The sequence below is a fragment of the Psychroserpens sp. NJDZ02 genome, assembly GCF_004843725.1.
GTDB lineage: Bacteria > Bacteroidota > Bacteroidia > Flavobacteriales > Flavobacteriaceae > Olleya.
The window spans coordinates 3,961,160-3,986,632 of the sequence record NZ_CP039451.1; the positions used below are offsets into that span (position 1 = coordinate 3,961,160).

22 protein-coding genes are annotated in these 25,473 nt (G+C 29.3%); 19 read left to right on the forward strand and 3 right to left on the reverse strand.

Translation table 11 applies throughout. From position 1 onward, the window contains the following. The first annotated feature begins 37 nt into the window (after positions 1-37). From E9099_RS17460 to E9099_RS17550, 19 genes are all read left to right on the forward strand, one after another. On the forward strand, positions 38-622 hold the full coding sequence (locus E9099_RS17460; RefSeq protein ID WP_136584792.1) for a hypothetical protein: 585 nt from the start codon (positions 38-40) through the stop codon (positions 620-622). A 107-nt stretch (positions 623-729) separates the two neighbouring features. Further along, positions 730-1,338: a hypothetical protein gene (locus E9099_RS17465; RefSeq protein ID WP_136584793.1), complete on the forward strand. Its 609-nt coding sequence runs from the start codon at positions 730-732 to the stop codon at positions 1,336-1,338. Positions 1,339-2,429: 1,091 nt separating this feature from the next. Then, positions 2,430-3,329 carry a hypothetical protein gene (locus tag E9099_RS17470; protein ID WP_136584794.1) on the forward strand — a complete coding sequence of 300 codons (900 nt, stop codon included), beginning with the start codon at positions 2,430-2,432 and terminating at the stop codon, positions 3,327-3,329. 169 nt (positions 3,330-3,498) lie between these two features. Then, complete coding sequence (locus tag E9099_RS17475) at positions 3,499-3,885, forward strand: hypothetical protein (protein ID WP_168800778.1); 387 nt, start codon at positions 3,499-3,501, stop codon at positions 3,883-3,885. Positions 3,886-4,484: 599 nt separating this feature from the next. Continuing rightward, positions 4,485-4,838, forward strand: a complete 354-nt coding sequence (locus E9099_RS17480) for a hypothetical protein (RefSeq protein WP_136584796.1) — start codon at positions 4,485-4,487, stop codon at positions 4,836-4,838. Between the two features lie 104 nt (positions 4,839-4,942). After that, positions 4,943-5,329 carry a hypothetical protein gene (locus E9099_RS17485; protein ID WP_136584797.1) on the forward strand — a complete coding sequence of 129 codons (387 nt, stop codon included), beginning with the start codon at positions 4,943-4,945 and terminating at the stop codon, positions 5,327-5,329. An 881-nt stretch (positions 5,330-6,210) separates the two neighbouring features. After that, positions 6,211-6,891 (forward strand): hypothetical protein, encoded by a 681-nt coding sequence (locus tag E9099_RS17490; RefSeq protein WP_136584798.1) that lies wholly within the window; start codon positions 6,211-6,213, stop codon positions 6,889-6,891. Positions 6,892-7,420: 529 nt separating this feature from the next. Next, on the forward strand, positions 7,421-7,807 hold the full coding sequence (gene tssD, locus E9099_RS17495) for a type VI secretion system tube protein TssD (protein WP_136584799.1): 387 nt from the start codon (positions 7,421-7,423) through the stop codon (positions 7,805-7,807). Positions 7,808-7,902: 95 nt separating this feature from the next. After that, positions 7,903-8,298, forward strand: coding sequence for a type VI secretion system tube protein TssD (gene tssD / locus E9099_RS17500; protein ID WP_136584800.1), 396 nt, complete (start codon positions 7,903-7,905; stop codon positions 8,296-8,298). Positions 8,299-8,553: 255 nt separating this feature from the next. Next, entirely contained in the window at positions 8,554-10,320 is a 1,767-nt protein-coding gene (locus tag E9099_RS17505) for a type VI secretion system Vgr family protein (protein ID WP_136584801.1), read from the forward strand. Between the two features lie 18 nt (positions 10,321-10,338). Beyond that, positions 10,339-11,817 (forward strand): T6SS phospholipase effector Tle1-like catalytic domain-containing protein, encoded by a 1,479-nt coding sequence (locus E9099_RS17510; protein ID WP_136584802.1) that lies wholly within the window; start codon positions 10,339-10,341, stop codon positions 11,815-11,817. A gap of 1 nt (position 11,818) precedes the next feature. Then, positions 11,819-12,886, forward strand: coding sequence for a DUF2931 family protein (locus E9099_RS17515; protein ID WP_136584803.1), 1,068 nt, complete (start codon positions 11,819-11,821; stop codon positions 12,884-12,886). Then, the gene (locus E9099_RS17520) at positions 12,870-13,940 is read left to right on the forward strand and encodes a DUF2931 family protein (protein WP_136584804.1); all 1,071 of its coding nucleotides are present in this window, start codon (positions 12,870-12,872) and stop codon (positions 13,938-13,940) included. The genes E9099_RS17515 and E9099_RS17520 overlap by 17 nt, the downstream gene beginning before the upstream one ends. Before the next feature lie 6 nt (positions 13,941-13,946). Beyond that, entirely contained in the window at positions 13,947-15,059 is a 1,113-nt protein-coding gene (locus tag E9099_RS17525) for a hypothetical protein (protein ID WP_136584805.1), read from the forward strand. Next, on the forward strand, positions 15,059-15,946 hold the full coding sequence (locus E9099_RS17530; RefSeq protein ID WP_136584806.1) for a hypothetical protein: 888 nt from the start codon (positions 15,059-15,061) through the stop codon (positions 15,944-15,946). The genes E9099_RS17525 and E9099_RS17530 overlap by 1 nt, the downstream gene beginning before the upstream one ends. Then, a complete protein-coding gene (locus E9099_RS17535) occupies positions 15,939-16,619 on the forward strand; it encodes a DUF4280 domain-containing protein (RefSeq protein WP_136584807.1) in 681 nt (226 codons plus the stop codon). The genes E9099_RS17530 and E9099_RS17535 overlap by 8 nt, the downstream gene beginning before the upstream one ends. 6 nt (positions 16,620-16,625) lie before the next feature. Then, entirely contained in the window at positions 16,626-18,527 is a 1,902-nt protein-coding gene (locus E9099_RS17540; RefSeq protein ID WP_136584808.1) for a hypothetical protein, read from the forward strand. Next, positions 18,527-19,618, forward strand: a complete 1,092-nt coding sequence (locus E9099_RS17545) for a hypothetical protein (protein ID WP_136584809.1) — start codon at positions 18,527-18,529, stop codon at positions 19,616-19,618. Before E9099_RS17540 ends, E9099_RS17545 begins: the two co-directional genes overlap by 1 nt. Before the next feature lie 411 nt (positions 19,619-20,029). After that, complete coding sequence (locus E9099_RS17550; protein ID WP_168800780.1) at positions 20,030-22,222, forward strand: toxin-antitoxin system YwqK family antitoxin; 2,193 nt, start codon at positions 20,030-20,032, stop codon at positions 22,220-22,222. A gap of 261 nt (positions 22,223-22,483) precedes the next feature. Here the strand turns inward: E9099_RS17550 and E9099_RS17555 are convergent, their stop codons facing one another. The 3 genes from E9099_RS17555 to E9099_RS17570 form a co-directional block, all read right to left on the reverse strand. Next, positions 22,484-22,906: a hypothetical protein gene (locus tag E9099_RS17555; RefSeq protein WP_136584811.1), complete on the reverse strand. Its 423-nt coding sequence runs from the start codon at positions 22,904-22,906 to the stop codon at positions 22,484-22,486. Between the two features lie 1,036 nt (positions 22,907-23,942). Then, positions 23,943-24,704 carry a M15 family metallopeptidase gene (locus E9099_RS17565; RefSeq protein WP_136584813.1) on the reverse strand — a complete coding sequence of 254 codons (762 nt, stop codon included), beginning with the start codon at positions 24,702-24,704 and terminating at the stop codon, positions 23,943-23,945. Between the two features lie 210 nt (positions 24,705-24,914). Then, positions 24,915-25,352, reverse strand: a complete 438-nt coding sequence (locus E9099_RS17570; RefSeq protein WP_136584814.1) for a hypothetical protein — start codon at positions 25,350-25,352, stop codon at positions 24,915-24,917. Positions 25,353-25,473: the final 121 nt, after the last annotated feature.

Genomic DNA, 25,473 nt, shown 5'->3' on the forward strand with positions numbered 1-25,473 from the left:
TATTTCATTTACTGTGAATAAGACAAAATAAAAATTAGTGAAAAAGCCTATTAAATATAAAATTGGATTATTACCAACAGGATTAGTAATGGTTAGAGGAAAATTAAAGACTATTGACACTATTACTTCTCCTATATCAAAATCCAAATGCATTGGTTATCATTATTCTGAATTGCTTTATACTCCTTCCAAAACTCGTAAAATCCGTACTTTAGAAGAAAAAAAGGAAAGCTCTGCTTGGAGAGCGTGGAAATCGAAAAATTCAAAATCAAAATGCAACGATTTTTTTATTGAAGATACATCAGGCAAAATTAGAGTTATTGCAAAAGGAATTACTATTGCAATTATTGTGAATCAACATGAAAAAAATATTACGAATGATTCAAAAGATATAGAGTACTTATTACTTGAAGATGATACTGAATATGTATTAGTTGGTAAGGTTACACTTAATGATGAAGGAGAGAAAGTGATTAAAAAAAATAAAAATCAATTTTTCATTTCTGATATTTCATATTATAATTTGACAAATAATAATTTGATCTCTATATTAAAGAAAATTGGTTTTTTAATTTTTATTTTAATTACGAGTTTAATTTTATATGACTTTTTTAAAACGTAATAATGCTTTTTTTAAGTCCTTCTTCATCGTCCTAAAAGAGAAGACCTTTAGAAATGATTAGATAAAAGCAATACTTTACCTATTATTGTTATAATCAAAATTAAAAAATGAGTAAATATAAAAACACTGACCCAACAAAATTACTCAATACACTACCTATTACTCCAATTTCAGATTTAAAGGCAGGTACACTTTATAAAATAAATGGAATTGCAGAAACAGAGAGCAGCATGCTGTCATTGTTAACCAAAAGCAAATGTATAGGCTATACTTTTTATGAAAAAAAATGGGTTTCTAGAAAGCCATTCAAAAATAGTCATTCAGATAAAAAATGGAAAACGCTATCTTCTCAAACAGAATGTAGAGATTTTTACATAAAAGATAAAAGCGGAAAAATAAAAGTCAACGCTTATGATATAAAAATACATCTAAATATTAATGAAAGTAAAAAAAACAATAAAGGAACATATTTAATAGAGAATATACTATTGGCAGATAATACCAACTACATTGTATTAGGTACAGTTAGTAATGGTGATAACAATAGTCTCGAGATATGTAAAAGTCTTGATGGTGCTCCATTGATTATTATGGATGAAAAATTCTATAATATTTATGTACATAAAAACCCATATTTAAGAGTTGGTTGTGCTGTTTTATTAATAGCTATTGCAATCGCTTTTTTTTCTGTTTTTGTTAAGTCTATTTTTTTTTAAAATTCACTACTAGCGCTCATTCAATGTCACTAATTTAAATTTTTATTTGTTTTATTTAAAGTGTTATTTTATTTTTTCAACATTTAATTTTGTGTATTTCAATTATAATCAAACCCTTATCGCATTGATTAAAGCTCCTGTTTTTATTTGGAACGAGTTAAATCAGAATTATTAAGTGAAGAGCTAAAGTAAGAATTTCGAGTATCAAAAAAAGGTACTTTACAAGGATTAGAAAACAAATATTTCACCTTACATTGTTGTTCAAGTGAAATATGCTAAGAAAAAGTATAACTTTAGAAATAGAGAACTTTTTTAATTTTATAGTAAAGACAAACACTTCTAATAAATCCACGAAAAGTGCGTTTGTTCAAGCTCGTAAAAAAATTAAACTAGAAGTATTTAAGCATCTATATGATAGCTTGCTCAATGAGTTTTATACTGACAATGATCGAGTAATGAAAAGGTGTCAAGGCTTTAGGCTTTTAGCTGTAGATGGTTCAAGAATTACTTTGCTCTCAACTAGCGTTAGTTTGTAACGAGTGACGGACCAATTAAGTTTAACAAATAACAAAAGCTACCTATTCAAATAGGTCGTTTTTTTCAAGACATGAATTGTAAGCCTAAATTTTAAAATCCAACAGCTTTATATTTTGCTTCGTTAACTACAGTATATTGGATACATGCATTTATAAGGCAAGACTATTACAGAAAATAATAAAAAGATATAATTATTTGTATATTGCTCTACTCCTACTCCGCGCGTATTATTTTATAGACCTTTAAATAAGGTATAATTGCATTAGAGGCTTTTAAAAATTGATACGAATGGTTTATTAGCATAACATAAACGACAATCGTTACAAACGCATGCCAACGGGGGAAATATCCATAATGATATAAAATTGGTAGAAAAGGACGATAAGGGTAGAATAAACAAGTATTGCAGGTCATTATCAAGTTATTGACAGAGTTATATAAAAATTAAGTCCAATAGAATTTTATTAAATAAAATGATAAAAAAAACAATATTACTACTATTTATAATCATGAGTGTTTCGTATTGTAATTCACAAAATAAAAACAATGCTGAAATGGATAAAATAATAAATGAAATAGCTAGTCAATTAGTAACATTTAAAGACAAGCCTAGTTATCATGCTAGTATAAACACAAGTGCCTGTAGTTTTGAGTTTTTAGTTAACGACATGCCTGTTTTAAGCTACTATAATAAAGGAGGTATTGCTACTAGCGTCCCTATAAATCCTCAAATATTAAAAAGTGGCATACAAACATTTACAATAAAATTATATCCCGGTTATTACAAGGAAAATAAACAACTAATACAAGCAGATAGCCTAACAAAAGATACTAAGTTCAATTTAAGTTTTAGTCATAAAGATTGGAGTAATTTAGGAGAAGAATCAAAAATTGATTTTGAATTTTCGTTACCTCATACAATAACGGAATCAGGAATTAAAGAATTTAAATTAGCAGGTAGCCCATACTTTGAATATGAAGGAACATTTAATGCAGATGTACCGTATTCTCTAAAAGGTTGGAAAGAAAGTGTTGACTTAACTCAAGAAAACCAAGAAGATTTAGAAATCGAGGTTGTTAATGCGTACATGGAACTTAGAAATAAATTTCAAGATAAGAATATTAAAGATATAATTGTCTTTAATAAAGTTAAATTAATCGAAAGACTGCAGTCTATTTACAGCAGCGAAAAAAATGATGTTTTGGAAGTTATAGACGATTATTCCGAGAATTTTGATAATTCTTTATTTCATTTAAAACCAATAGAGAATTATAAACTCTATTTTTTTGGCGATGGAAAAACCGTTTGCCTATTAAGAACTGATTTAAAAAACAAAAGAGAACCAGTGATTCGAATTGGTTATACAAATGAAAAAGGTAAAAAACGACTATCTTTTTATGGATTTACTTTTCATAGACCCGTAAAAAGAGGTCCACTAGTCCCTATAAGATAACCTATGATAGTTCTGTTTAATATTAAAAGAAAAATCTGGATAATCTCAACAATTCTCTTTAATCTGTTTTGGTCTTTTTTATACTTCAAACAATTATTTTATCCAGATAGTCTCGATTATATAATCAACTTATCTGCAATTGCTTTACTTCCATTTATTTATTTATTTTGTGGCTGTACTATCCGTATTAACTATTCCCGTTGATCGTTCTAAAATATTAACATCGCCTGGCATGATTTGGGCTCTGATTTATACTTTTGGACTGTTTGTTTTATTTGGTACAATAGGAAAATACAATTACATCGTTCTTCTTTTTGTTGTCATTACAGAACCTTTAAAGGTTAAATTTATAGATAATGCTTCTATAAAACATTTGAAAACTAAATATATATCTCTGGCTCTTATTTGTTTTTTACTATTATCTATTTGTACATTACTTCCTAAAATGAATGCTCCTTCTAATGCTACAGCCATGTGGATGGGAGGATTTTATTTTTTAATACTCCTGTTTTTAGACTTGTTTTTTTATAAATTAGTTAATAAAAAGGTATCATAACCTATGCGGGCTTCCCAAAGCCTTTATACCAAAGTGCAGTTCCTACCCCCGAGGCAACACTGGAACAATAAGGCACAATGACCATTTGTTATCATATATGTTTTTATAAAGAAGCTACACGATAGATAGCTTCCCAGCCAGTGATTGTTTGCAATGTATGTTATACCCAAATCCTTCGAAGCAGTAAAGTTATCGATACATTTAGATAGCTTTTGTGTTTATAAGGTATAAGAATAAATCTTAAATTTGATAATCCAACAGCAGCATATTTTGTTTAGTCTGCAACAGTAAATTGGATAGAAGTATTTACAAGGCAAGACTATTGTAGCAAACAAAAAAGCTTAGAATTATCTACTTAATTCCTGGAATACTCTTTACAAATCATGCTATAAAAGCAATTAAAAACTACTACACTCATCACTTAATGATTGCATTGTTTGAAAATTGGTATAGTTTTTAGTACTTTTTACGATTAAATAGCGTCTTAATCTTAGAAGCAATGACTTTACACGTATAATATGATAAAATTTAAGTACTCCAGTATATTTGTATTGTTAATCCTTCTCTCTTGTAAGTTTGAAGAACAAAATAAATTAGGTATGTACTATGAACAAACAAGTCCCCCTAATATAAAAGAGTATTCTTTTTATTATGAGTTTAATATGCCTTTTGAAATTCTCCTAAATGATGTTATCATAGAGAAAAATATACAACTAGGAATGGATGGTCCTACGCAACTAAATCAGTTTATTCTTCAAAATGGCGAACAAAAACTAAAAATAAGACTCACACATCCGTTTGCAAAAAATGGCGGAAAAATAAAACCACAAGACCTTACCTTTATAAATGATAGACTTGGCATATATCTTAAAGACCAAAATATCAACAATGGAAAATTACAGTTAATAAAAGCATTAGAATTTCAAACGATTACTCACGTATTCCTTACTTAGATGGTGAATGGAATTTTAATGCAAAGGTTCCTTTCCAACTTATCGGATGGAAAAATTCAGAAGATTTAAGGACTATTGATCATAAAGAATTAGAAAAAAAAGTCTTGGCTAAATTTACAGAGTTAAGAGCGCTATTAAATTCAGGAAATTCTAAAGGTTTTATGAAACAATTAGAATTTAGAAATAGTGAATTTTACAAGGCTAATTATTTTAACTCATCTCAAATATTAGCTTACGAAGCTAATTTAACGGCTACATTTAATGGTTTTAAAAACAAGATGTTACCTATAGAACACTACACAATGCGAATCTTAGGTGATGGTAAAGTTGTCTCACTAGAAAGAATTGGAACATATGAAGGTCAAGGTGTTTTAATTGCAGAAAATAAAGACACCAAAAAGTTATATAAAAATTATATTTTATTACATATACCACCTGGCCAAAACGATTTTGAAATTGTCCGTATCAATCCTTTAATTACTTCATTTTAATAAACATTAAATTACGCAACTCTATTTAAGTTAGAGTTTTAATTAATACAATAGCTTAGGTAAAAAATAGTAAATATGGATATCTTTACTCCTATCTATCTACTAGTAGTAAAAAATATAAAGTAAATGCAAAAGAGTAGGAATCAACTATTGTTCTAAAGAAAATTAAAAGCGCAGTCCAAAAAAGCAACAACTACATATAATAGTGTTTCTAAGCATTTATAATTATATAATCCTAAAGGACCTACTCCTCCACTCAGCAAAGCCTTAAATAAGGGTGTTTTAGATTAATAATTCAATTTTGAGCCACCAAACATAGCCTTTGTTTTAGGTTGCACTAGTATTGTCATGGTTAGAATCACAAACAAATGATGCCACATTACAGAGATCTAATAAAATAAAACCGATTAGATTTACTACTAGACCTCTATATTGGTATAGGTTTAAAACCTTTAATACTATGTTTCTTGGCACTGGAAAGATGATTGATTGGATCTTAGAGGTAATTAAATATGTAAAGAATTCCGATATATATATTATATTTGAGTGTTTTGTCGCTGTTAAAACTGACTTATAATTATACTATAATAACAGAGGTGGCTTTGATTAAAAAGTAGGGTAAAAAACAGAATTTAAGGCTGGAATTGCTTTAAAAGTAAGTGCTAGTATTCAAGGATACTGTTTTGTTACCTCCGTAGCGACTGGTAGTATTACAGATGCTGTAGAAGTAGAAGAATGGAAAGTTAAAGATAGACTTAACGGTAAACAGTATAGGCAATCTTCAGTAGCTTTTAATGGCGCAGTATTAACGTTTGATAAATTAATATCAAAAAATAAAGTAGATAATGATACAACAAAAACTTTTCAAATTATGGATAAAGATGATTCAATTTTTAAATCTAGAAAATCCTACTTGGAGGGTAACTAAAAGAAAACATGGTGTTTTAATTATTGCTGTTTTTTGCCTTTTACTCCAAAATTGTAGTTCTCAAACTTCAAAAAATATAGGTGATGGTGTATTTGATTTAGATTCTATAGATTTTACAATACCGTTAGATACATTGGCTGCTAAAATACCATACAATATTAGTGGACCTTTAGAAGACGGTCATTATGATAAAGAATTGCAAAAGACTGTTATTACAGATACTTTTGCTTATCAACGTAAAATAAAAGGACTTAATAGTTATAAAGACGAATCGAATGGACGGATATTCTATTTTTTAAATAAAAGTTTTAAAGTAGATAGAGTAGATTTTTTTTTAGATAGAGATAAAAATTTCGTTGCTTTTAGTTTTTTTGAATCAAGTGAAACACCTTACGATTATATTCTAACTAGTTTAAAAACTAAATATGGAAAATATGACGTTGTAACAGGAGAAGAAAATAAGGTATACGCATATTATGGTGGTGAAGAATATAAATGGGAAACAGATAATAGAGTTATAAAATTAGTGAGAACAATAAAAAAATCTGGAGGTACTTATACTTGTAATATTTCAGTAGTGAAAAGTGATGTGGATTTGACAAAATTTCCGGTTGATAAAATTTTAAGTTTATAATTAAAAACTAATAAAACTTAAAATGCTAATTATCTAACTACAAGGCTACGCGTAAAACAAATAAGGAAAAAGACTCTAACAGTTCAGTTTATAAACCAAATATTGGAATATGTAAAGTAGTAATGTCAATGTTTTTCCAACTGAGCTATTTGTGGTAGAAAACAATAACACTTATTTTTATGATAGAATATTAGAATTGCTTGGTGCAAAACGAAGGGTATATAATATTGAATATATGCAACGTTTTGAAAAATAAAATTATTCTACGTATCAAGATTAGATAAATACAAATACTAATCTCACAACCTTATCCTTACACGTTATCATTTTTTTTATCTAAGCGCATTATATCTAAATCCACTCCATACATAATTGAATGTCAACCTATTAATAGTAAACAAACACTACCAAATACGCTTTTAAACGATTAAATATACGTTTTAGCGAATATATTTGTCAACGCTCTACGATCTCTATAGATTTAAAGTATGCCAATAATGGCTTTTAAATTTATTAAATATTTTTTATTATGGCTTTCAAAGCAAAACTTAAAGTAGGTGGACAAGAGTACAACGTGTTAAATTCGTCTTACGAATTACACCAAGAAACTGACGCTACAGGAAGACCTTCTTCTATCACAAGAGGAGGTAAAATTAAATTAACTGTAGAGTCTACTGCAGATACTAGTCTTTCTGACTGGATGTTTAACAACTTCGAGCGTAGAGATGGATCTATCGTCTTCTTAAAAAGAGATAGCGAATCTACTTCTAAAGAATTAAAATTCACAGAAGGTTACATGGTTAAGTATTATGAAAACTTTGATTCAACTGGAAAAAACCCAATGTCTGAGTCTTTTATAATTTCTGCTAAAGGAATTGGAATTGGTAATGGAGAACATGTTAATGACTGGGTTTAAGTTAAACTCTTTTTATTATCATTATGTATTACTAAAGGGAGAGCTCATGGCTACTCCCTTTGTTTTTTCCTTTATTCATTTTAACCCACTTAATTATGTCATTTTTAGCAAAACTAAATATTGATGATGACCAAATGAATGTTTTAGAATGCTCCTTTGGGTTTCACCAAGGCGCTGATAATACAGGTCGACCATCACAAAAGCCTCGAGGAGGACAAATAACTATTCTTATAGAATCCACAAATAAAACAGACTTTTTAGAGTGGATGATTTCTAGTAATATGACCAAAAATGGTAGTATTGTCTTTTATAAACGAGATAATCTATCTAGTCTTAAAACCGTAGATTTTAGCGAAGCCTACTGTTTGGACTATGTCGAAGATTTTGATGCTATTGGATCACAACCCTTAAAAACGCGTGTTGTAATTTCTGCTAAAGAAGTCAGTATAAAAGGGACAACCTATACAAATAACTGGCCAGCAAAAATGTAATATTTAGGACGTCCCTATTTAACCTTTTATCAGATATCTAATTACTAGACAGTGCTTAATACTATTGTTTTTTTTATAAATAATACCATTTGTTGTGCTGCAATTTGGTTATACATTATACCGTGATTACTTCAATTTTTTACTAAAAATGTACCATATATTGATAACCACTGTACTTTAAAACAAATTTGTGTCTTACCTATATAGACTATTACATATCATATTTCAACCTCGTTTTAATAATATAATAAGACTATGGCATTACAAAGCAACACGACTATATTTATATCAGGATCAGAAATTACAGCTTTTAAATCGATAGAGCTTCATCAAAGTATCGATGCCCATCACAGACTAGAACTTGTCTGCCGTATGGACGTTTTAGAAAATCTAACTCAAGCCCTTGGAGAATCTAGTAAAAATTATTTAGGCGAAACTATAACCATTCAAACAGCTGCATTAGATACGTTTAGTGGTTACAAAGCTTTAGAATTTAAAGGTATTGTATCACAAATAACAACCGTAAAAGGACATGAAGCAAGCACTGGTGATGAAGTCGTAATTACAGCATTAAGCCCGACTTTTATTGCCGACGATGGGCCACATTATGCCTCTTATAATGATGTATCACTGTCAGAAATACTAGAGCTAACCTTTAGCGACTATGATAAGTCTAAATTAGAAGTACGCATACAACCTAATAACACCTCCCCCCTACACTACTCTGTTCAAAATGGAGAAAGTGCTTATGCCTACGCTAGTCGATTAGCTGCACAATATGGCGAATGGTTTTATTATAATGGCTCTAAACTTATATTTGGACAACCAGAAACTGAAGAATTAGCATTGACTTACGGTTTTGATCTTAAACAATATGATTTGAACCTGTCACCACAATCCCATAATTACAAATTTTATGCAAACGACTATCTTTTAAACGATGTACACGAAAAAGATGCTAAAGACATTAGTTCTGGTGCCAGTGGTTATAGTGGTTTTGTCTCTAGTAAAGCAAATACAATCTATAATAAGCAAACCAAAGTATGGCATAATATATATAATGATCCGCAAGCAAAACAACGATTAGATACGAGTATAGAATTACAGAAAAAAGCTATAGAAATACAGCAAGTAAAACTTAACGGCGTTAGTGATAACCCTGGAGTCAAACTAGGAAATATTGTAAACATAGAAGGTGCTAATTACAGAATTACAAGTATCACGCATAGCAACAGAGAAAATGGAGATTACGAAAATAGATTTGAAGCCATAACAGCCGATTTTGATGCCTATCCTAATACCAACATTAATGCATTTCCTAAAAGTGACACGCAAACCGCTGTAGTTATGGAAAATGCAGATCCAGAAGGATTTGGTAGAATACGTGTACAAATGCCTTGGCAAAAAATAACAGGAGAAATGACCCCCTGGATACGGATAGTAACACCACACGCAGGGGGTGACAAAGGGTTTCACTTTATTCCAGAAATTAATGAAGAAGTTTTAGTTGGATTTGAAGGAGGTAATGCAGAGCATCCCTACATGCTAGGTAGTTTATATAATGGTGGTGGCAAAGCCACTGCTTTTCAGAGTGATACTAATGATATTAAAGCTATAAAAACCCGAAGCGGGCACACCTTTGAGCTTAATGATGCCAATGGTTCAGAGAGTATTACTATTACAGACATGAATGGTAATATTATAACTATAGATACGGCCAATAATAACATTACTGTTTCAGCATTAGAAAACATGACGCTGAATGCCAAAAATATGCAGATAAATGTTGAAGAAAATCTAGATGTTTCAGTAGGTAAAAATAAAACGGAATCGATTAATGAAAACTCCTTTATTATGGCTAATAATGAAGAAAAACAGGTTGGTGAAGAAATTAAAGTGATTAGTTCCACCTATAAGCAAGAAGCACAAGAAATTACTACAGATGCCAGCGGAGAGATAAAAACCAATGCAGGTGGAAAAATCAGTATTTCAAGTGCCGAAACTGTAGAATATGGAGAATAATCTAAAAAATGTAAAACTATGCCTATAGGATTAACAGCAACACCTGTTGGACAATCAGCTTCCAGAAATATTTTTAGTGGATTAAATGTGAGTACAGCAAAAGTAAATGTTGGTAACGCTGACTATGAAGAATATATTCCAGAAGATCATGTAAACGTCACAGTGGGTATTTTCTTTGATGGGACATTAAACAACAGAAAAAACACAGAAGCAAGATTAGAATATGAGAAAAAAGTTAAGGGCAAATCCTATAATAAAAAACTTGCTGATTCCTACAATAAAGATAAATGGTACAGCTCTAAACAATCTGGAAGTTATAACAACGATTTTTCTAATGTTTCTAGAATGGAACCAGCGTATGAAAAAATTGAAGATGAAAAACTCATCCAATTATCGTTATATATAGAAGGTATCGGTACAGAGGATCTTGAAGATGATGGTACTTGGGGGAAATCTATGGGTAAAGGCGCTACTGGTGTTAAAGGAAAAGTGAAAAAAGGATGCGAAATGATTGCGGCATTTTTAGAAGAGGCAGGAATTAAAAAAATAAACAGATTACAAATAGACAGTTATGGCTTTAGTAGAGGTGCTGCAGCTGCAAGACATTTTATTTTTGAAATTAATCAAAAAAAAGGAGAAAATAAGGAGATAGATAATGGACTTGGATTGTTTGAATATCTTGGAGATAAATATGCAGAAGATGGTGGTGTATTAGGCGAAGAATTAGCAAATAAAAAACTTACTCCTAAATTAAAAACTACAGTCCGTTTTGTTGGGTTGTATGATACTGTTGCTTCTTTTGGAATGAAACACACAAATGATACTGCTCAATTACATTTAGATGCCATTTCTAAAGCAAGTTTCACATTTCAACTTGCTGCTGCAGACGAACATCGCGATAATTTTAGATTAACAAATATAAAAAAAGCCCGCCAAGGCGTACAAAAGTTTTTACCTGGTGTACATTCCGATATTGGTGGCGGATATACCGATAAAGCAGACGAAGAAGTTACTTTAGATTATGCCACAATCAATTACATAGACAAAATGAAAGTTGAGCGTCAAAATTTAATAGATCTGGGTTGGTATTTACCAGGACAAATTAAGATAAATAACTATTGGGGCTCACTACGTGCCGAAAGAAAAGGAATATCTAATAAATACAGCCATATACCATTACATGTTATGGTTGAGTATTCACTAAAAAAGGTAGTAAAATATGATTTCTCACTAATTAATGAAGATTTTCCTATAAAAAATGAAGATGGCAAAAAGGTAAAACTTACCGATGTCAAACAACGTATTGATGCTTATGTAAAAGGCGAAAAAGAAGCCATTACGTTTAATACACCAGCAGATAAAATGATGCTTAAAACTTTAAGAAACGAGTATTTTCATTTCTCTGCACATTATAATGATAGAGTTTTAGGTTTAATAGCTCCTATGTCTCCAAATAGAGAAAACGGAGTAAGGACTAGAGTTATACAAGACGGTTAAAATGAGAAAATTAAAGATTATTTTGGTAGTAGGTTTTATTAGTTTAATTACTTTAAACTGTAAAAATAAAACAACATCCACTAATACGCATACAATGAATTTAGATAAAAAGGAAAATAAATTCGACTGGCTACCAACAGAATGTGCTCCTAAGGCATATCCAATTAGAATACATAATGGTACATTCTCTTTAAATGGAGAATTAATAGCAAATATACCAAGCGGTGGTCGTACCGTTAAAAATGGTTGGGGAGAATTAGGTTCTACCTATATTGTTGGAGAAGATTTTAAAGTAGTACCCGACTATCTAGATATTACTTGGATGTCTTATGCTGAAAACACATTTTACAAAGGAAGTTTTAAATTACCTTACAATAAAATGCTGGCACTATTTAATATAGGATTTTTAGATAGAAATAATAAACATGCCACTTACACACGAATAGTTTGTGGTATGGCACCAGGAGGTATCGTTTCTATATGGCTTTTAGGCGGAGGCAAAATAACTGAAATAGATCATTTTAAAGCGAATAAAATAGAACTATCAATGGAAGAATTTGTGCCTAATGCTGTAATTAGTCGTGAAGAATATGTAAAAAACAGACTAAATAGTTTAAATGATGAAGCTAAGATTCATCTTCAAACAGAAGGCGTTACTTATGGTTTATGGACAGAATATAGAAAACGCTACAACTGGAAACCAGTATTTAAACTAAAAACAAAAGGCGATTATTTTGAAATTTTTATAGAATATGTTAATGGAGAACGTATTTACACTGTGGCTAATAATCCAGAACTTAAAGACTATAATCCGCTAGCTCTACCTAAATATGCAAAACTATATTGGGAAGATGCAAGCAAAAATATTTACGGAAGTAAATTGTATTTTAATGAAGATGAAGTAAAAAAAGCTTTTGAAACTATAAATAATACCTCAGAAAACAAAACGCTAGACCTGGTATTTGAGGTAGATAAATACAATGGAAAAATGGATATTACTCTAAAAAGTGATTCAGACAGCATTAGTTTAGAAAAAACAAAAACTAAAATTTTTGAAACTACTAAATAAAATGTTTTTAAAAATTCAAATAATAATAGTTTGTTTAGCTTTTCTTAGTTGTAAAAACAAAACAACAGACACAACAAGTGTGATTTTAAATAAAAAAGAACAAAAATTTGATTGGTTACCTACAGAATGTGCTCCAAAAGCTTATCCCATAGAAATAGTAAATGGAACATTCTCTCTTGATAATAAATTTATAGCTAGTATTCCAAGTGGTGGACGTACTGTAAAAAATGGTTGGGGAAAATTAGGCTCCACCTACATTGTTGGAGAAGATTTTAAAGCAGTACCAGACCATCTAGATATCACTTGGATGTCTTATGCGGAAAATAAATTTTATAAAGGAAGCTTTAAATTGCCATACGATAAAATGCTTGCTTTATTTAATGAAACCTTTATAGACAACAACAATGAGCCAGAAAAATACTCAAGAATAGTTTGCGGTATGGCGCCTGGAGGCATCGTTTCTATTTGGCTTTTAGGTGGTGGTAAAATAACTGAAATTGACCATTTTAAAGCTACTGAAACAGATTTAACTATGAAGGAGTTTAATCCTTCAGGAATACAGGACAGAGAAAAATACGTTAAGGATGCGTTAAATAGTTTAACTGATGAAGCCAAAATTCATCTTCAAAAAGAAGGCATTACTTATGGCTTATGGACAGAATATAGAAAACGCTATAATTGGAAACCAATTTTTAAACAAGTTATAGAACAAAATTTTCTTGAAGTATTTATAGACTATGTTAATGGTGAACATATTTTTACCACTGGCGTTAATCCTGAACTTAAAGAATATAATCCGCTAGCTCTACCAAAATACGCAAAATTATATTGGGAAGATGCAAACAAAAATGTATATCGAAGTAAATTGTATTTTAATGAAGATGAAGTAAAAAAAGCATTTAAAACTATCAATAACACTTCAGAAAACAAAAAATTAGACCTTGTGTTTGAAGTTGATAAGTACAATGGAAAAATGGAAATTTCATTAAAAAGTGATACAGAGATTATTAAATTAGAAAAAACAACAATTAAAATTTTTGAAACTACTAAATAATAACATATGCGGATAAAAGAAACACTTCTGATCTTATTATTAACACCTTTTTTTACTTTGGCACAACACCCAAATGGAACTAAAAATAAAGGCGCTAAAAAAAATTCAAAAACTACGGTAACAGTATATAGGACTAGTCTTGAAGTGAAAAATGAAGTTATAGATAGCTCTTTTATCATAGCAGATCATCCTCAAGAATACTACAGTGGTTTCTACAAAGAAAACAAACCATATAACGGCTATTTTAAAGACGATAACCGAGATGTTTTTTGGGTTAACTATTACGAATCAGGACAAAAAACAAAGCACTACTCTTATGATATATTTGATAATTTAAATGAAGAAGAAAAAAAAGAAATCGAATATGGTTATTCTGAAAATTCTAAAACCATATTAAATATCATATCGACTTTTAAAAATGATAAAATTATTGATGGTCAAATTATTGAAAAAATAAAAAATGGATACCTTTCAAAAACATATACTAAAGGGCAATTAATAGCAATAAATATAGATGTCTTTGCTATACATTACTATAACCGACTAACCTTTAAAATTGTTGATGATAAAATAATATCTTCAAATTTTAAAGATCCTATTTCCAAAGTCGTCATTTCTAAAAAAGAAGATAAACTGCTATTTCAATTACTAGCTAAAGGGGTTGTTTTAGCCAGTAATAACATGGATGATTGCACCCAAAATAAACCAAAACCAAATAGCATTATAAGAATTTTCAAAATTAATACCGATGTAGAATGCCTTGTCTTAAGTAATAACAATAAAGATATGGATGACTACAGAGGTAACTTTTCGTTTTTAGAAAATCTAGTATTAAACAACAATCCGTCTTCTTTAAAAGACAAAAATAACAGTGAGCTATTAGAACATTATGTAAAAACTATAGATATCAAAAACAATAATGATCATACCAACACGCTTCTAATGGCTTATATCACTACAGATAAAAATGGAATAATAGTAGATGGTATGTACTGGACTGAAGACTCAAATACCATGGGTACTTACACAGCTTATAAAGCAGGTGAAATAATTACAACCGGTAAAGACAACCTGCAAAACTTTCAAATTATTTTAGAAGACTATTTTAATACGCTATAATGGAAAACATATTATCTCATACTACTGAAATTATAAAGTTAAATGGCGAACGCATGCCGCGTCAATACACTGCAGAGATTAGTCATGAAATAATACAAGGCAATAAGAAGAATAAAACAACTGTAGCTTTAGGTTTTAACCTAACTTATTTAGGGATGACAACCCAAAATATACTAAACTATAGACTAAAGGTAGATTTCCGCTATTTTTTAAATGATAAACTAAGTGCTATTAAAAAGTTGAATAAAGCACAGCAAATTGCAGATACTGTATCCACTATTAATAATATTCTAGAATTTAAACTAACAAAAAACTTCAAACTGATAAAAGTATCCAATACAGATGATATTAGAATACATTGGATGAAAGTCAAAAGAGACATCTTACAAAGGCATCCAGATCTTGAACTTATGACCAAAGATTTTGATTGGCAATTACAAGAAGAAAATATCCAGCAAATATATTTGGACGATAACTTTTATAATTTTTTGTTTTCTAATATTTTTTATCACGAATTTGAGAAAGACAAGCCTTTAGTGGAAGCAAAAATAATATCAAATGGTATTGGTACATTCAATATTCCTATTATTGAAGAAAAAACAATAACTAAACAAGATCGTGCTTTTACAAATGTTACAATAAGTACAATAGCCCAAATTGATGCCGCAAATAAAAAATTTCCCTTAGAAAAACTTAATGCTTTTATTGGTGATTTACCAACTATAGAGGGTAATCATTACGATTTAGACTTTAGTTATAACGGGCAATATAGTGTCGTACCACAACTAGGGTTGGTTACAAATGCAAAATTAAACTATGTCTTTGACATAAAAGATGTGTACAAAAAAACAACCCAAATAACCTTTAACCTAGTAAACAATGAGTAGCAAAATATATGTATTAGACGGTGCTTTGTTAGAGTGTAATGAAGGTTTTGCACCTGCCAAATTATTGGTGACTCAAAACCAAAAAGTAAAAATTCAAGGTAAATTTAAAGCTACGGACATGGATGTTCAAGTACCACAAACTTTTGGGCAATGTAAACTAAAACCCACAAATAGCGGGTATTTACCATGTATTCCTGCTTTACAAAAATGGACAAAAACCACTAGCAAATCAACATTAGGAAGTTCAAAAAAATGGTTATTTGACGATTCTGAATGTATGTGTGGTACAGGTGGAAAAATAACTATTACAGATCCTACACAACTAAATTTAGCGGGAAGTATAAAAGAAGAGTTTAAAGACATAGCCATGACTATTCCTGGCGCCATGATGGGTAACGATAAAGCACCTAAAGTAATAGAAAGTTATTGGATGGATGAAGCTGGAGATGAAAAAATAGACAAAATTAACTATGGAGAGAAAGCAACTATGTTTGTTAGAACAGAAAATATAGATTTAGGAGAATCCATTACTGTAAAAGTAAATGAAACCAAAGGTAACAAGATAGATAGTAAAAAAGCACAATTTATATATACAGGAACTATACAAGAAAATGGTATAGCCAAATTAGAGTTATTAGATACAAAAGAAGACTGGAGTAAAATCAAAGAATAATACAATATGCCAAGAGATAGAGAATTAATAATGGATATAGAGGTTGCTGGACGCTCTTTTACTAATAAAGAAGAAAAACTATTAGTAACTTCAATAGCGGCAAAACCAATTATTCATTTTAGAAGACATCCTAAATGGATAGAGTATATGAATGGAACTATTGACGGCACAACACCAACAACTAAAGACGATTTATTATATGGTTTTGATTGGCTGGGTGATGAACACTATGATTTTGGTAAAACCAATACTTTAACCGATAGAAAAGGGCGTTATAATTACCTCTTTAATAATGTAAATAATAGTCTTTCAAATCCAAATACAAACTCTGGTAGTAAAATTGAAAAATTAATACATGATAGGAGCTATAACAGTGTAGAAACACTTAGTAGAGCAAAAACAAATTTAAAAAATGTATTTAAACAAGGAGCAAAAACAAACACAATACATAATAAAGAGTATTTTCCAGCATGGATGGCTTTAAAATATAATCAAGAAGTAAAAATATGTTTAGGTCTAAGAAATGAAAACCTTTCTACTGCTCCACAATTTGGAGATAACGATGATACCATACATCTAATACCTGAAACTGGTTATGCAAATGCATTCACAATAAGCCCTAAGCAAATAAAAAAAGCAGACTTAGTATTTGGAAGTGTTGAAATAACTCTTAAATGCATAAAACCTACAAATAAAAATATTAGTATTATTGCTTATCACACAGATGGTTTAACTCCAAAAGAAGCTGATGGTTCTATTAATATACAAACTAAAGGAGCCAAAGTTGGAGAACTTAGAATGATGAAAAACAATGAACATTTTTTCTTAAACATGATCATTGTTAAAGTTAAGCAAAGAAATAATCATTTCAATTCTGGCTTTGGAGCTTTTACAAGCCAAGCAAAAGTAGAAAAGGTATTACAAAGAGGATTAGGCCAAGGTATGATTACTTGTTTTTTCTCTACGGATATAATAGATAAAGATGATAGTGGAAATAGACTAAAAAAATCTACGGATGCTAGTTTAGGAAGCAACGTCGGTAATTATAATAACTACATTAATAACCAATATTTATACAAAAATTATGTTGCCAAGACAGCTACAGATAATACAACCAATGGCACTAGTATTAGCGCAGTAAACTATGCTAATTTTAAGGCTAATAAAGCAGCAGTAAAAACACCTTTTGAAACAAAAAAACAATTTTTATTATTTATGCACGATTATAGTCATACAGTAGGTACGTCTCAAATAAAAGGAGCTGCCGATGACTTAGATACTCCACAAATTAATACTAAAGGGAAATGGGCTAGTATTTTTGATACTGCAGATAAGCAAACACTTATACACGAAACAGCACATACACTTGGTTTACCTCATACTTTTAATATATACACTGATAAAACAAATAAAATTAATTTTTATCCTCTTATTCCCGTAGGAGCTCCTTCCCAGACTATTGATATTTTTATTAGTAGAAAAAAAGCTGTGTATTTTAAAACTCGTCATTCAAATGCGCAGCACCTTTTTATAAAAGGAAGTACGGAAAATATTATGGATTATCCACAAAAAGATCAATGGAATGAGAATAATGTCACACATGCTAGACGTGCAGTTCCAATAGGCCGTGTCGCAAATGCAGCAAATTGTTTGTCCAGACCTACAATATATAGAGCGGGATCTGAAAAAGATTTCTATGAAAAAGGAACTGAAATTCCTAATCTTAAAAAACGTATTTCATTTTGGCAATGGCAATGGCAAATGATGCAAGCAGATGATGAAATAATAACTAGAGAATTAATTACTCAAATAGAGCCTCTTCCATTGAATCCTATAGTACCTTTAAAAACAGAACCTATCACTGCAGAGATTCCGGATATCAAAAAAAAACCTATTAAAATTAACTAATGAAAAATTTATTAACATTCTTAGTAATTAACTTATTTACAATAACTACAGCCGTATCCCAAACAACAGATATAGATGGATCTGACCCTGATATTACAAAATGTGAAGATATAGACTCAATAACCTATTGCTACAACGATAAAAAACAATTATTGAAAAGGATAGATAAGAAAAAACAAAAGATTGAATACTTTACCAATAAAGATATTATTAGAAATAGTTACTTTAGAATGAGTAGTCCTTGGTATGATTATATCGCTTTTAGTTCTAAAATAAAAACAGAGTATATGTACAAAAGAGAGGATGTTCTCAATAGTGATATAGAAAGCTATGGTAAAGGATATTATTTTTACAATTATATAGAGTACGGTACTAGAATTGTTAAAGAATCATTTTTTTATGATTCTGAAACAGGTGAAAAAAATTCATTTAATGCCGAAAGAGACTTAGAACGAATTGAAAAAGAATTTGATTCTATAAACGCCCTCAATCCTCAACCTATAATTGAAAGGGTTATACTATATGATAAACGAGATGATGCTGGTTATCCTTTAGAAAGAAAAACACAGATAGGTAAAAATGTAGAGTTACTTAAAATAAAATATCAACCAAAAACAGAAACATTACAGTATCGTCTATTTTTAAATGGAATCTTAATCAACGAAAACATCTATCAATTTAACGATCAAAATTTAGTATCAAGCCTATTAAGTATTAATTATAATCAAGGAGGAAAGGCTTCTTTAGAAAAAATAAAGTATACTAGAAAAGGATTAGAAGAAGAACGTACATCCTATACATTTTATAACTTTAGCCAAGTTAAAGCATTACGAAAAGACAAAGGAGATGATTGCTTTTTTAAAATATTATTTAATAAAAAACCTGAAAAATATCTAATCTTAAAGCAGGGCGATATTTATACTACAAAATATAACAAAAGAGGAAATCCCACTAGAGTAAATATTGTAAGCCACAAAACGAAAGAAACTAAGCAATATGCTAAGTTTAAATATGATTTAAAAAATAGACTTGTAAAGGAAACTACTTTTAATATTAATGATGAAAAAAGAATATCATCTTATAAATATTAAAATATAAAAAGAATTTTCAATAGCATAGATGGCTAATTAAATAATTACTAGTTCCTTAAACAGAACCTGTAAAAACCGAACCTACTTCTTTAGAGATTCCTGATATCAAAAAAGAACCTATTAAAATTAACTAATGAAAAATATATTAACATTCTGAGTAATTAGCTTATTACTGGGAGTATTCCTGCTTAATTCTCTTGATACTGTACTTTTATTAAAACCAATAATTTTGGATTTGTGTAATAGTTATTCCGGTCTCTAATAATGCAGAGATTTGATACCTTTGTAATGAGGTCAATTACTTGTAATGTTTCATCCAAAACGAATATAAATATTGAGCCTAAAATAGATAAGACTAACGCCATATATTTTAAATATTCATGTTGCACTTATAACTTTAAATTGGAAACTATGAAAAATACAATATTAATAATTACCCTCATTTGTTTATCTATTTCCTTGTATTCTCAAGAAAAGTCCAACGACTCAGTTAATACAAAATCAGATACTATTGTAAAGCATAAAGACGGTAAATGGCAATGGTATTATGATAATGGAAAATTAGGAGAATTAGGGTTTTACAGTAATGGAGAAAAAGACGGAGAATGGAAATGGTATTTTAAAAACGGAGCAATAAAAACGACAGGGAGTTATAAAAATGGCAATCCAGAAGGTGATAGAAAATGGTACTACAGCAACGATAAATTATATTGTAAAGGACAATATAGCAATGGAAAAAGAGATGGCAAATGGGAATGGAACAGCGAAACAGGAGACCAAATACAAAGAATTATAATTAACTTTAATAAAGGTGTTGTTACAGAGTATGTTGTTTTAGATAATAGTGGTAATACAATTTTCAAGCATAACGGCAATAGCACTACGATAGTAAAATTCCAAGAAAGTTATAGTTTTTTGAGCGTTTTTTATTTTTTTATAGAAGAACCTAATGGTTATAACTTATACTTTAATGGAGATGTACTTTATTTTACTAAACAAAAAGACAATGAAGCTCATGGACAAAGCAAAACATATTCTAATGATGGTAAATTGTACTCAATTAGAAACTATAAAAATGGAAAACGACATGGAGAGTTTCAGAGATATGATGAACAAGGTAAATTATCCTCCTCATGTAATTACAAAAATGGTAAAGAAACTGGTGTATGTAAATTATACTATGAAAATGGACAGTTAAAAGAAAAAGGTAGAAAAAAAAATGGTAAATATGTTGGTGAGTGGAAAACATATTCCCAAAATGGGTTATTGAAAGGTTTACGAAAATATCATAAAGATAATGTTACAAGCTTTGATAGCAAAGGCCGAATCGAGCATAAGTTTATATATACCAAGAACAAGAAAGAAAAAAAAGATATAACATATTTTAAAAATGGAAACTTAAAAAAAGTTATATCATTAAAAAATGATAAATTCCATGGAGAAAATAAAGAATATTATGAAAATGGTAATATAAAAGAAATTACACCATATATAAATGGTAAAATTCATGGAGAATGGGTAAAATACAATGAAAATGGGATTTTAACGATAAGAACAATAATAAAAAATGGAGATTATTCAGAAAGCCATATAACAGGTTTTTATCCAAATGGTCAAATAAGTAGAATTGGCTTTAAAAATAAAGGTCCGTACAAATGGTACTTTAAAAATGGACAATTAAAAGAAATAAATAATTATAAAGATGGACAAGAGCATGGCGAAAATAAAAAATATTACGAAAACGGGCAGATAAAATTTGAAGGAAAACATTACGAAGGAGAAAGAGATGGTAAATTTATATGGTATAAAAAAAACGGGGATATAATACTAGCCTCTGAATATAATCACGAGTCAGCATATAGTTTTGGAGAATGGAAATACTTTGGTAATGGACAATTAGAATCGGTAGAACTCTACGAAAGAGACTCCTTAGTAGAATGGAAGTACTATTATAAAACTGGAGAAATAGAAAAACTAAGACAATACCATAAAAAAGGTGTTTTAACTGGAGAATGGAAAGATTATTATAAAAATGGGCAAGTAAGACTTATTGCTTATTATAAAGACGAAATTCCGCAAAACGATTTTAAGTTATATCACGAAAATGGACAACTTTATAAAACTCAAACCTATAAATATCCTAGTAAACTAATGGAAATCATTTCCTGTTTTGATAACCAAGGTAACATATTAGACAGGGGTACACTAAAAAATGGAACAGGTATAGTTAAAGAATACAATAGTAAAGGGCGTCTTATAAATAGTGTAGAATATAAAAATGGATACCCAATAAAAGACAATAGTGTTGATGCAATATGGCTTGATAGCGATAAACTCAATTCATTAGCATGGGAAGTTTATAAAGAAGAAAATAATGTTACAAAACTAAATTTTGCTATTAAATGGATAAAACAATCTATAGATTTAGAAGAAACTTATAACAACACAGATACCTATGCGGCATTATTATATAAAACTGGCAACTATAAGCAAGCAATAATAATTGCTAAAAAAGCAATAAGAATTGCAGAAGAAAACGGCAGAGAAAAAATCAAAACAACAGAAAAACTAATTGAAAAAATAAATTTAAAACTAAAAAATTAACACATACTATTTATCTGTATTTATCAAAAAAGACTCACCTCAAATAACTACAAAAGATAAAGCTCTTCGATATTAATTAAAAGTGTGATAAAATAGATTTCACGATTAAAGATAATAGTAACGGAATTACTAAATCTAAGTTGGAAATATACAAATAGTAAACACAAAAAATATAGACGAGAAAAAAAAAGGTGGTAAAAACTATTCTGTTTTTACCACCCATCTTGACAATTAAAAAATTGTTATAAATTATTTTAGCCTTTAGTCTAGGCTATTAACTACTGGAGAATCAATTTTGTTTAGAGCATTAACGACAATCTCTACTTCTGAACAATTATTCATATTAATAGAAATTTTATCATCAGAAACATTAGAAGAGGTACTATCTAAATTAAAAACAGTATCGCCTTCTGAGAAACTAATCCATGAAGAACTTGTTCCTGGCGCTACATCTATCAATTCAGTTAAATTGTTGTTTGAATCGAAGATTTGTAATGTAAAAACGACAGTTCCGTTATTTATTAGCTTAGATTTTGGATCTTGGTTACTACATGCGACATTAGGTGTAACAGCAGTTGTATTTATTGCTCTCTCATCGGTAGAGTCTTCTAACGAGTCTACAGAACAACTAGATACAGAAAATAATAAACAAATAGCAACTGATAATTTTAATAGGTAATTCATTTTTTTTTAAGTTAAAAACACAAAATAAATGTGCTTGATTTGGGGCTGCAAATGTACAACTTAAATCAACACGAAAAACATCAAATTAAAATAAAACAAACAAATAGACAAACGGTTTGTTTAACCGACAAAATATACTTATTCATCAAAATGTAAGATATAGAATTGGTTAAAATAATTCAGAAAAAGCCAACAGATCAATTGGAAAAAATGAATTGATCTATGATTTTTATTGTGGCTATTTATAAATAAAAACATCTTTTAGTTAATTATTACTTTGCGCATATAAACAGCCCATTATAATTAACTACGATACCACACAACATTCTTAACAAGGATAAATAATTATTTTTTCACCTAAATACTAATCGCATAAAAGATATTAATTAGTTGGACCTATATAATTTTAGGTAAAAATAATTGTTGACAATAAAATTGGTTTGTTTAAAATACTTTTCTAAAAACTCTAAAATAATTGTTGTGAGCCTCAGGACAAATCTATACAGTCTTGCCATACCTTCTAAAATACAATGGAGAGTTTTTTAGTAAAACAAAGAAGTGCAGTATAAATTTGATAGTTGAACTTACTGACCGTTTTTAAAGTCTTATTTATTTTGTTGCATATATTATATGTTACAATGCCGTTTTTGACTGAAATATTCAATAACATTAGCTATGCGTTTACCAAAACAATTTACAAGCTATAATTAGTGTACCCATAGTATTTAGTACACAATCGATAATTAATACTTTTTTTACATTTATTTTTTTGAATAACAAAAGAGTGGTTAATATTCTTGAAAAAGAAAAAACCATTAAAAATAAAAAAAAATATAACGAAAATTTATTTATAAGGTTATCAAAATCCAATCTTAGTATTGATTTAAAATCTCTAGTTAAACCACAAGTATTGCATAAAACATTAAAATTTTGTTTATAATAACAAATAAGATTATGTTCACTAAAAAGTAGATATACTAAACCTAAAAGGAATATAAGAATAAGACTAATATTAGTAATTATATACGCTCTCCTGTCATTTAGCATTCAGCGTTTTTTTTATACCGTTTACATAAATCTGAATGACATCCAATGCCTCAGCTAAATCAGCTCCTTTAAAACCAGAGATGTCTTTAGCTTGAATAGTGTTATTATAAAAAGTCAAATATTTTTCGCTTAATGGCATATAAGACCAATGCCATTTCTCCATATTATAACCTGTTCTCCCCTGTTTTTTAGAAGTATATACTTGCTGAAAACCATAAGTACTAGCATTTTTCACTAACCACAGATATTCTTTTTTCCCTTGTCCTGTTTCAAAATAAGAATTGTTTAGATTATTCAAATCAATATCCGTACCCCAATGATGTCTAGATGTTGAAGGCATTGAGCTGTATTCTAAAATTTTAAGTGCTCGATCTATTGGTTTTAAACTTTTATATTTCAACCATTTTCTCTCCCAAATTGATTTTTGTTCATAAAAATTTCTTGTTCCAGAAATTATTTTCAAATTAATGTTATCCTCTTTTGCGTGATTAAACATTTTAATAAATGAACGATACGCCTCTTTGTTTATATAAAGTGTTTTTGAAGCGTGAATTTTGTCCACCTTTATAAAGGTAGTGTCTTTTTTGTAGTCAAATTTACCCAATATAAAATTGCTATCGTAAGTGTATTCTGGTGTTTTTGTTAAATTATTTAAAACAGAAACATCACTAGTGACATTTCTGTTTTCAACATCTTGCTTAGTGTCTTTACAAGAGTAAATGAGTATAAAAAGTAAAAAAAGTTTTTTCATTTTATTTAGTTCTAAAGTATAGTCCTTTATTCAAACAGTATTTCCCGAAGGTGCTTCATTTTAAATCAATAGTTCTCAATGTGTACGTCATTAATGTGACCTATCACTTTTTTACTAAATTGTGACTCTAAAAAAAAGGATGTATGCTACTCTTATAACTGGCAATAATCATTATCAGAATAGCGTATTTTATTCTGTCAGTGGTTTCTGTTAATTAATATCTTCTTTTTCTATGACTTTCTCATCTAACTCATCTATCTCATCTACCTGGTCCACATCGTCTACTTCATTAATTATTTGTTCAGATCTAGCTTCTTCTTCAATTTGTTCTATTAACTCTTTACCCACCTCAATAGATTGCTCTGCTAAGCTTTGTATAGTTAAATATTGAGAATAAGCAATCCCGCAACCTAATAGAGAGGTTATTAATGCAGCAATAATCAAACCTTTTGGGTGGTTATACTTATAAGCTACGACTAATGCTATTAATGAAAATAAAATTGCGACTATTCCTGATAAATAAGCGTAAATCCCAAAGCAGGGTATAAAAGAAACTAAAAGCGTAATAATCCCTAATACTAATCCTGTAATTCCAAATCCTGTGGTAATTGACTCATACTTCTTTATTTGAGTGTTTTCTGTTGTCATAAATGTTATTTTGTGGTTAATTAGTTATATAATGGCTAAAGTTGCTAAAATCCTGCAAATAAACAATACTTAAAACAACTTTTGTTTTAAGATTAAAAGCAAGAGACCGTAGCTCTAAGTA

Coding starts and splice junctions, on each gene's coding strand:
- E9099_RS17465 (WP_136584793.1), top strand. CDS start 730: ATGAGTAAATATAAAAACACTGACCCAACAAAATTACTCAATACACTA.
- E9099_RS17470 (WP_136584794.1), top strand. CDS start 2,430: ATGGATAAAATAATAAATGAAATAGCTAGTCAATTAGTAACATTTAAA.
- E9099_RS17480 (WP_136584796.1), top strand. CDS start 4,485: ATGTACTATGAACAAACAAGTCCCCCTAATATAAAAGAGTATTCTTTT.
- E9099_RS17490 (WP_136584798.1), top strand. CDS start 6,211: ATGATTCAATTTTTAAATCTAGAAAATCCTACTTGGAGGGTAACTAAA.
- tssD (WP_136584799.1), top strand. CDS start 7,421: ATGGCTTTCAAAGCAAAACTTAAAGTAGGTGGACAAGAGTACAACGTG.
- tssD (WP_136584800.1), top strand. CDS start 7,903: ATGTCATTTTTAGCAAAACTAAATATTGATGATGACCAAATGAATGTT.
- E9099_RS17505 (WP_136584801.1), top strand. CDS start 8,554: ATGGCATTACAAAGCAACACGACTATATTTATATCAGGATCAGAAATT.
- E9099_RS17510 (WP_136584802.1), top strand. CDS start 10,339: ATGCCTATAGGATTAACAGCAACACCTGTTGGACAATCAGCTTCCAGA.
- E9099_RS17515 (WP_136584803.1), top strand. CDS start 11,819: ATGAGAAAATTAAAGATTATTTTGGTAGTAGGTTTTATTAGTTTAATT.
- E9099_RS17525 (WP_136584805.1), top strand. CDS start 13,947: ATGCGGATAAAAGAAACACTTCTGATCTTATTATTAACACCTTTTTTT.
- E9099_RS17530 (WP_136584806.1), top strand. CDS start 15,059: ATGGAAAACATATTATCTCATACTACTGAAATTATAAAGTTAAATGGC.
- E9099_RS17535 (WP_136584807.1), top strand. CDS start 15,939: ATGAGTAGCAAAATATATGTATTAGACGGTGCTTTGTTAGAGTGTAAT.
- E9099_RS17540 (WP_136584808.1), top strand. CDS start 16,626: ATGCCAAGAGATAGAGAATTAATAATGGATATAGAGGTTGCTGGACGC.
- E9099_RS17545 (WP_136584809.1), top strand. CDS start 18,527: ATGAAAAATTTATTAACATTCTTAGTAATTAACTTATTTACAATAACT.
- E9099_RS17550 (WP_168800780.1), top strand. CDS start 20,030: ATGAAAAATACAATATTAATAATTACCCTCATTTGTTTATCTATTTCC.
- E9099_RS17555 (WP_136584811.1), bottom strand. CDS start 22,906: ATGAATTACCTATTAAAATTATCAGTTGCTATTTGTTTATTATTTTCT.
- E9099_RS17565 (WP_136584813.1), bottom strand. CDS start 24,704: ATGAAAAAACTTTTTTTACTTTTTATACTCATTTACTCTTGTAAAGAC.
- E9099_RS17570 (WP_136584814.1), bottom strand. CDS start 25,352: ATGACAACAGAAAACACTCAAATAAAGAAGTATGAGTCAATTACCACA.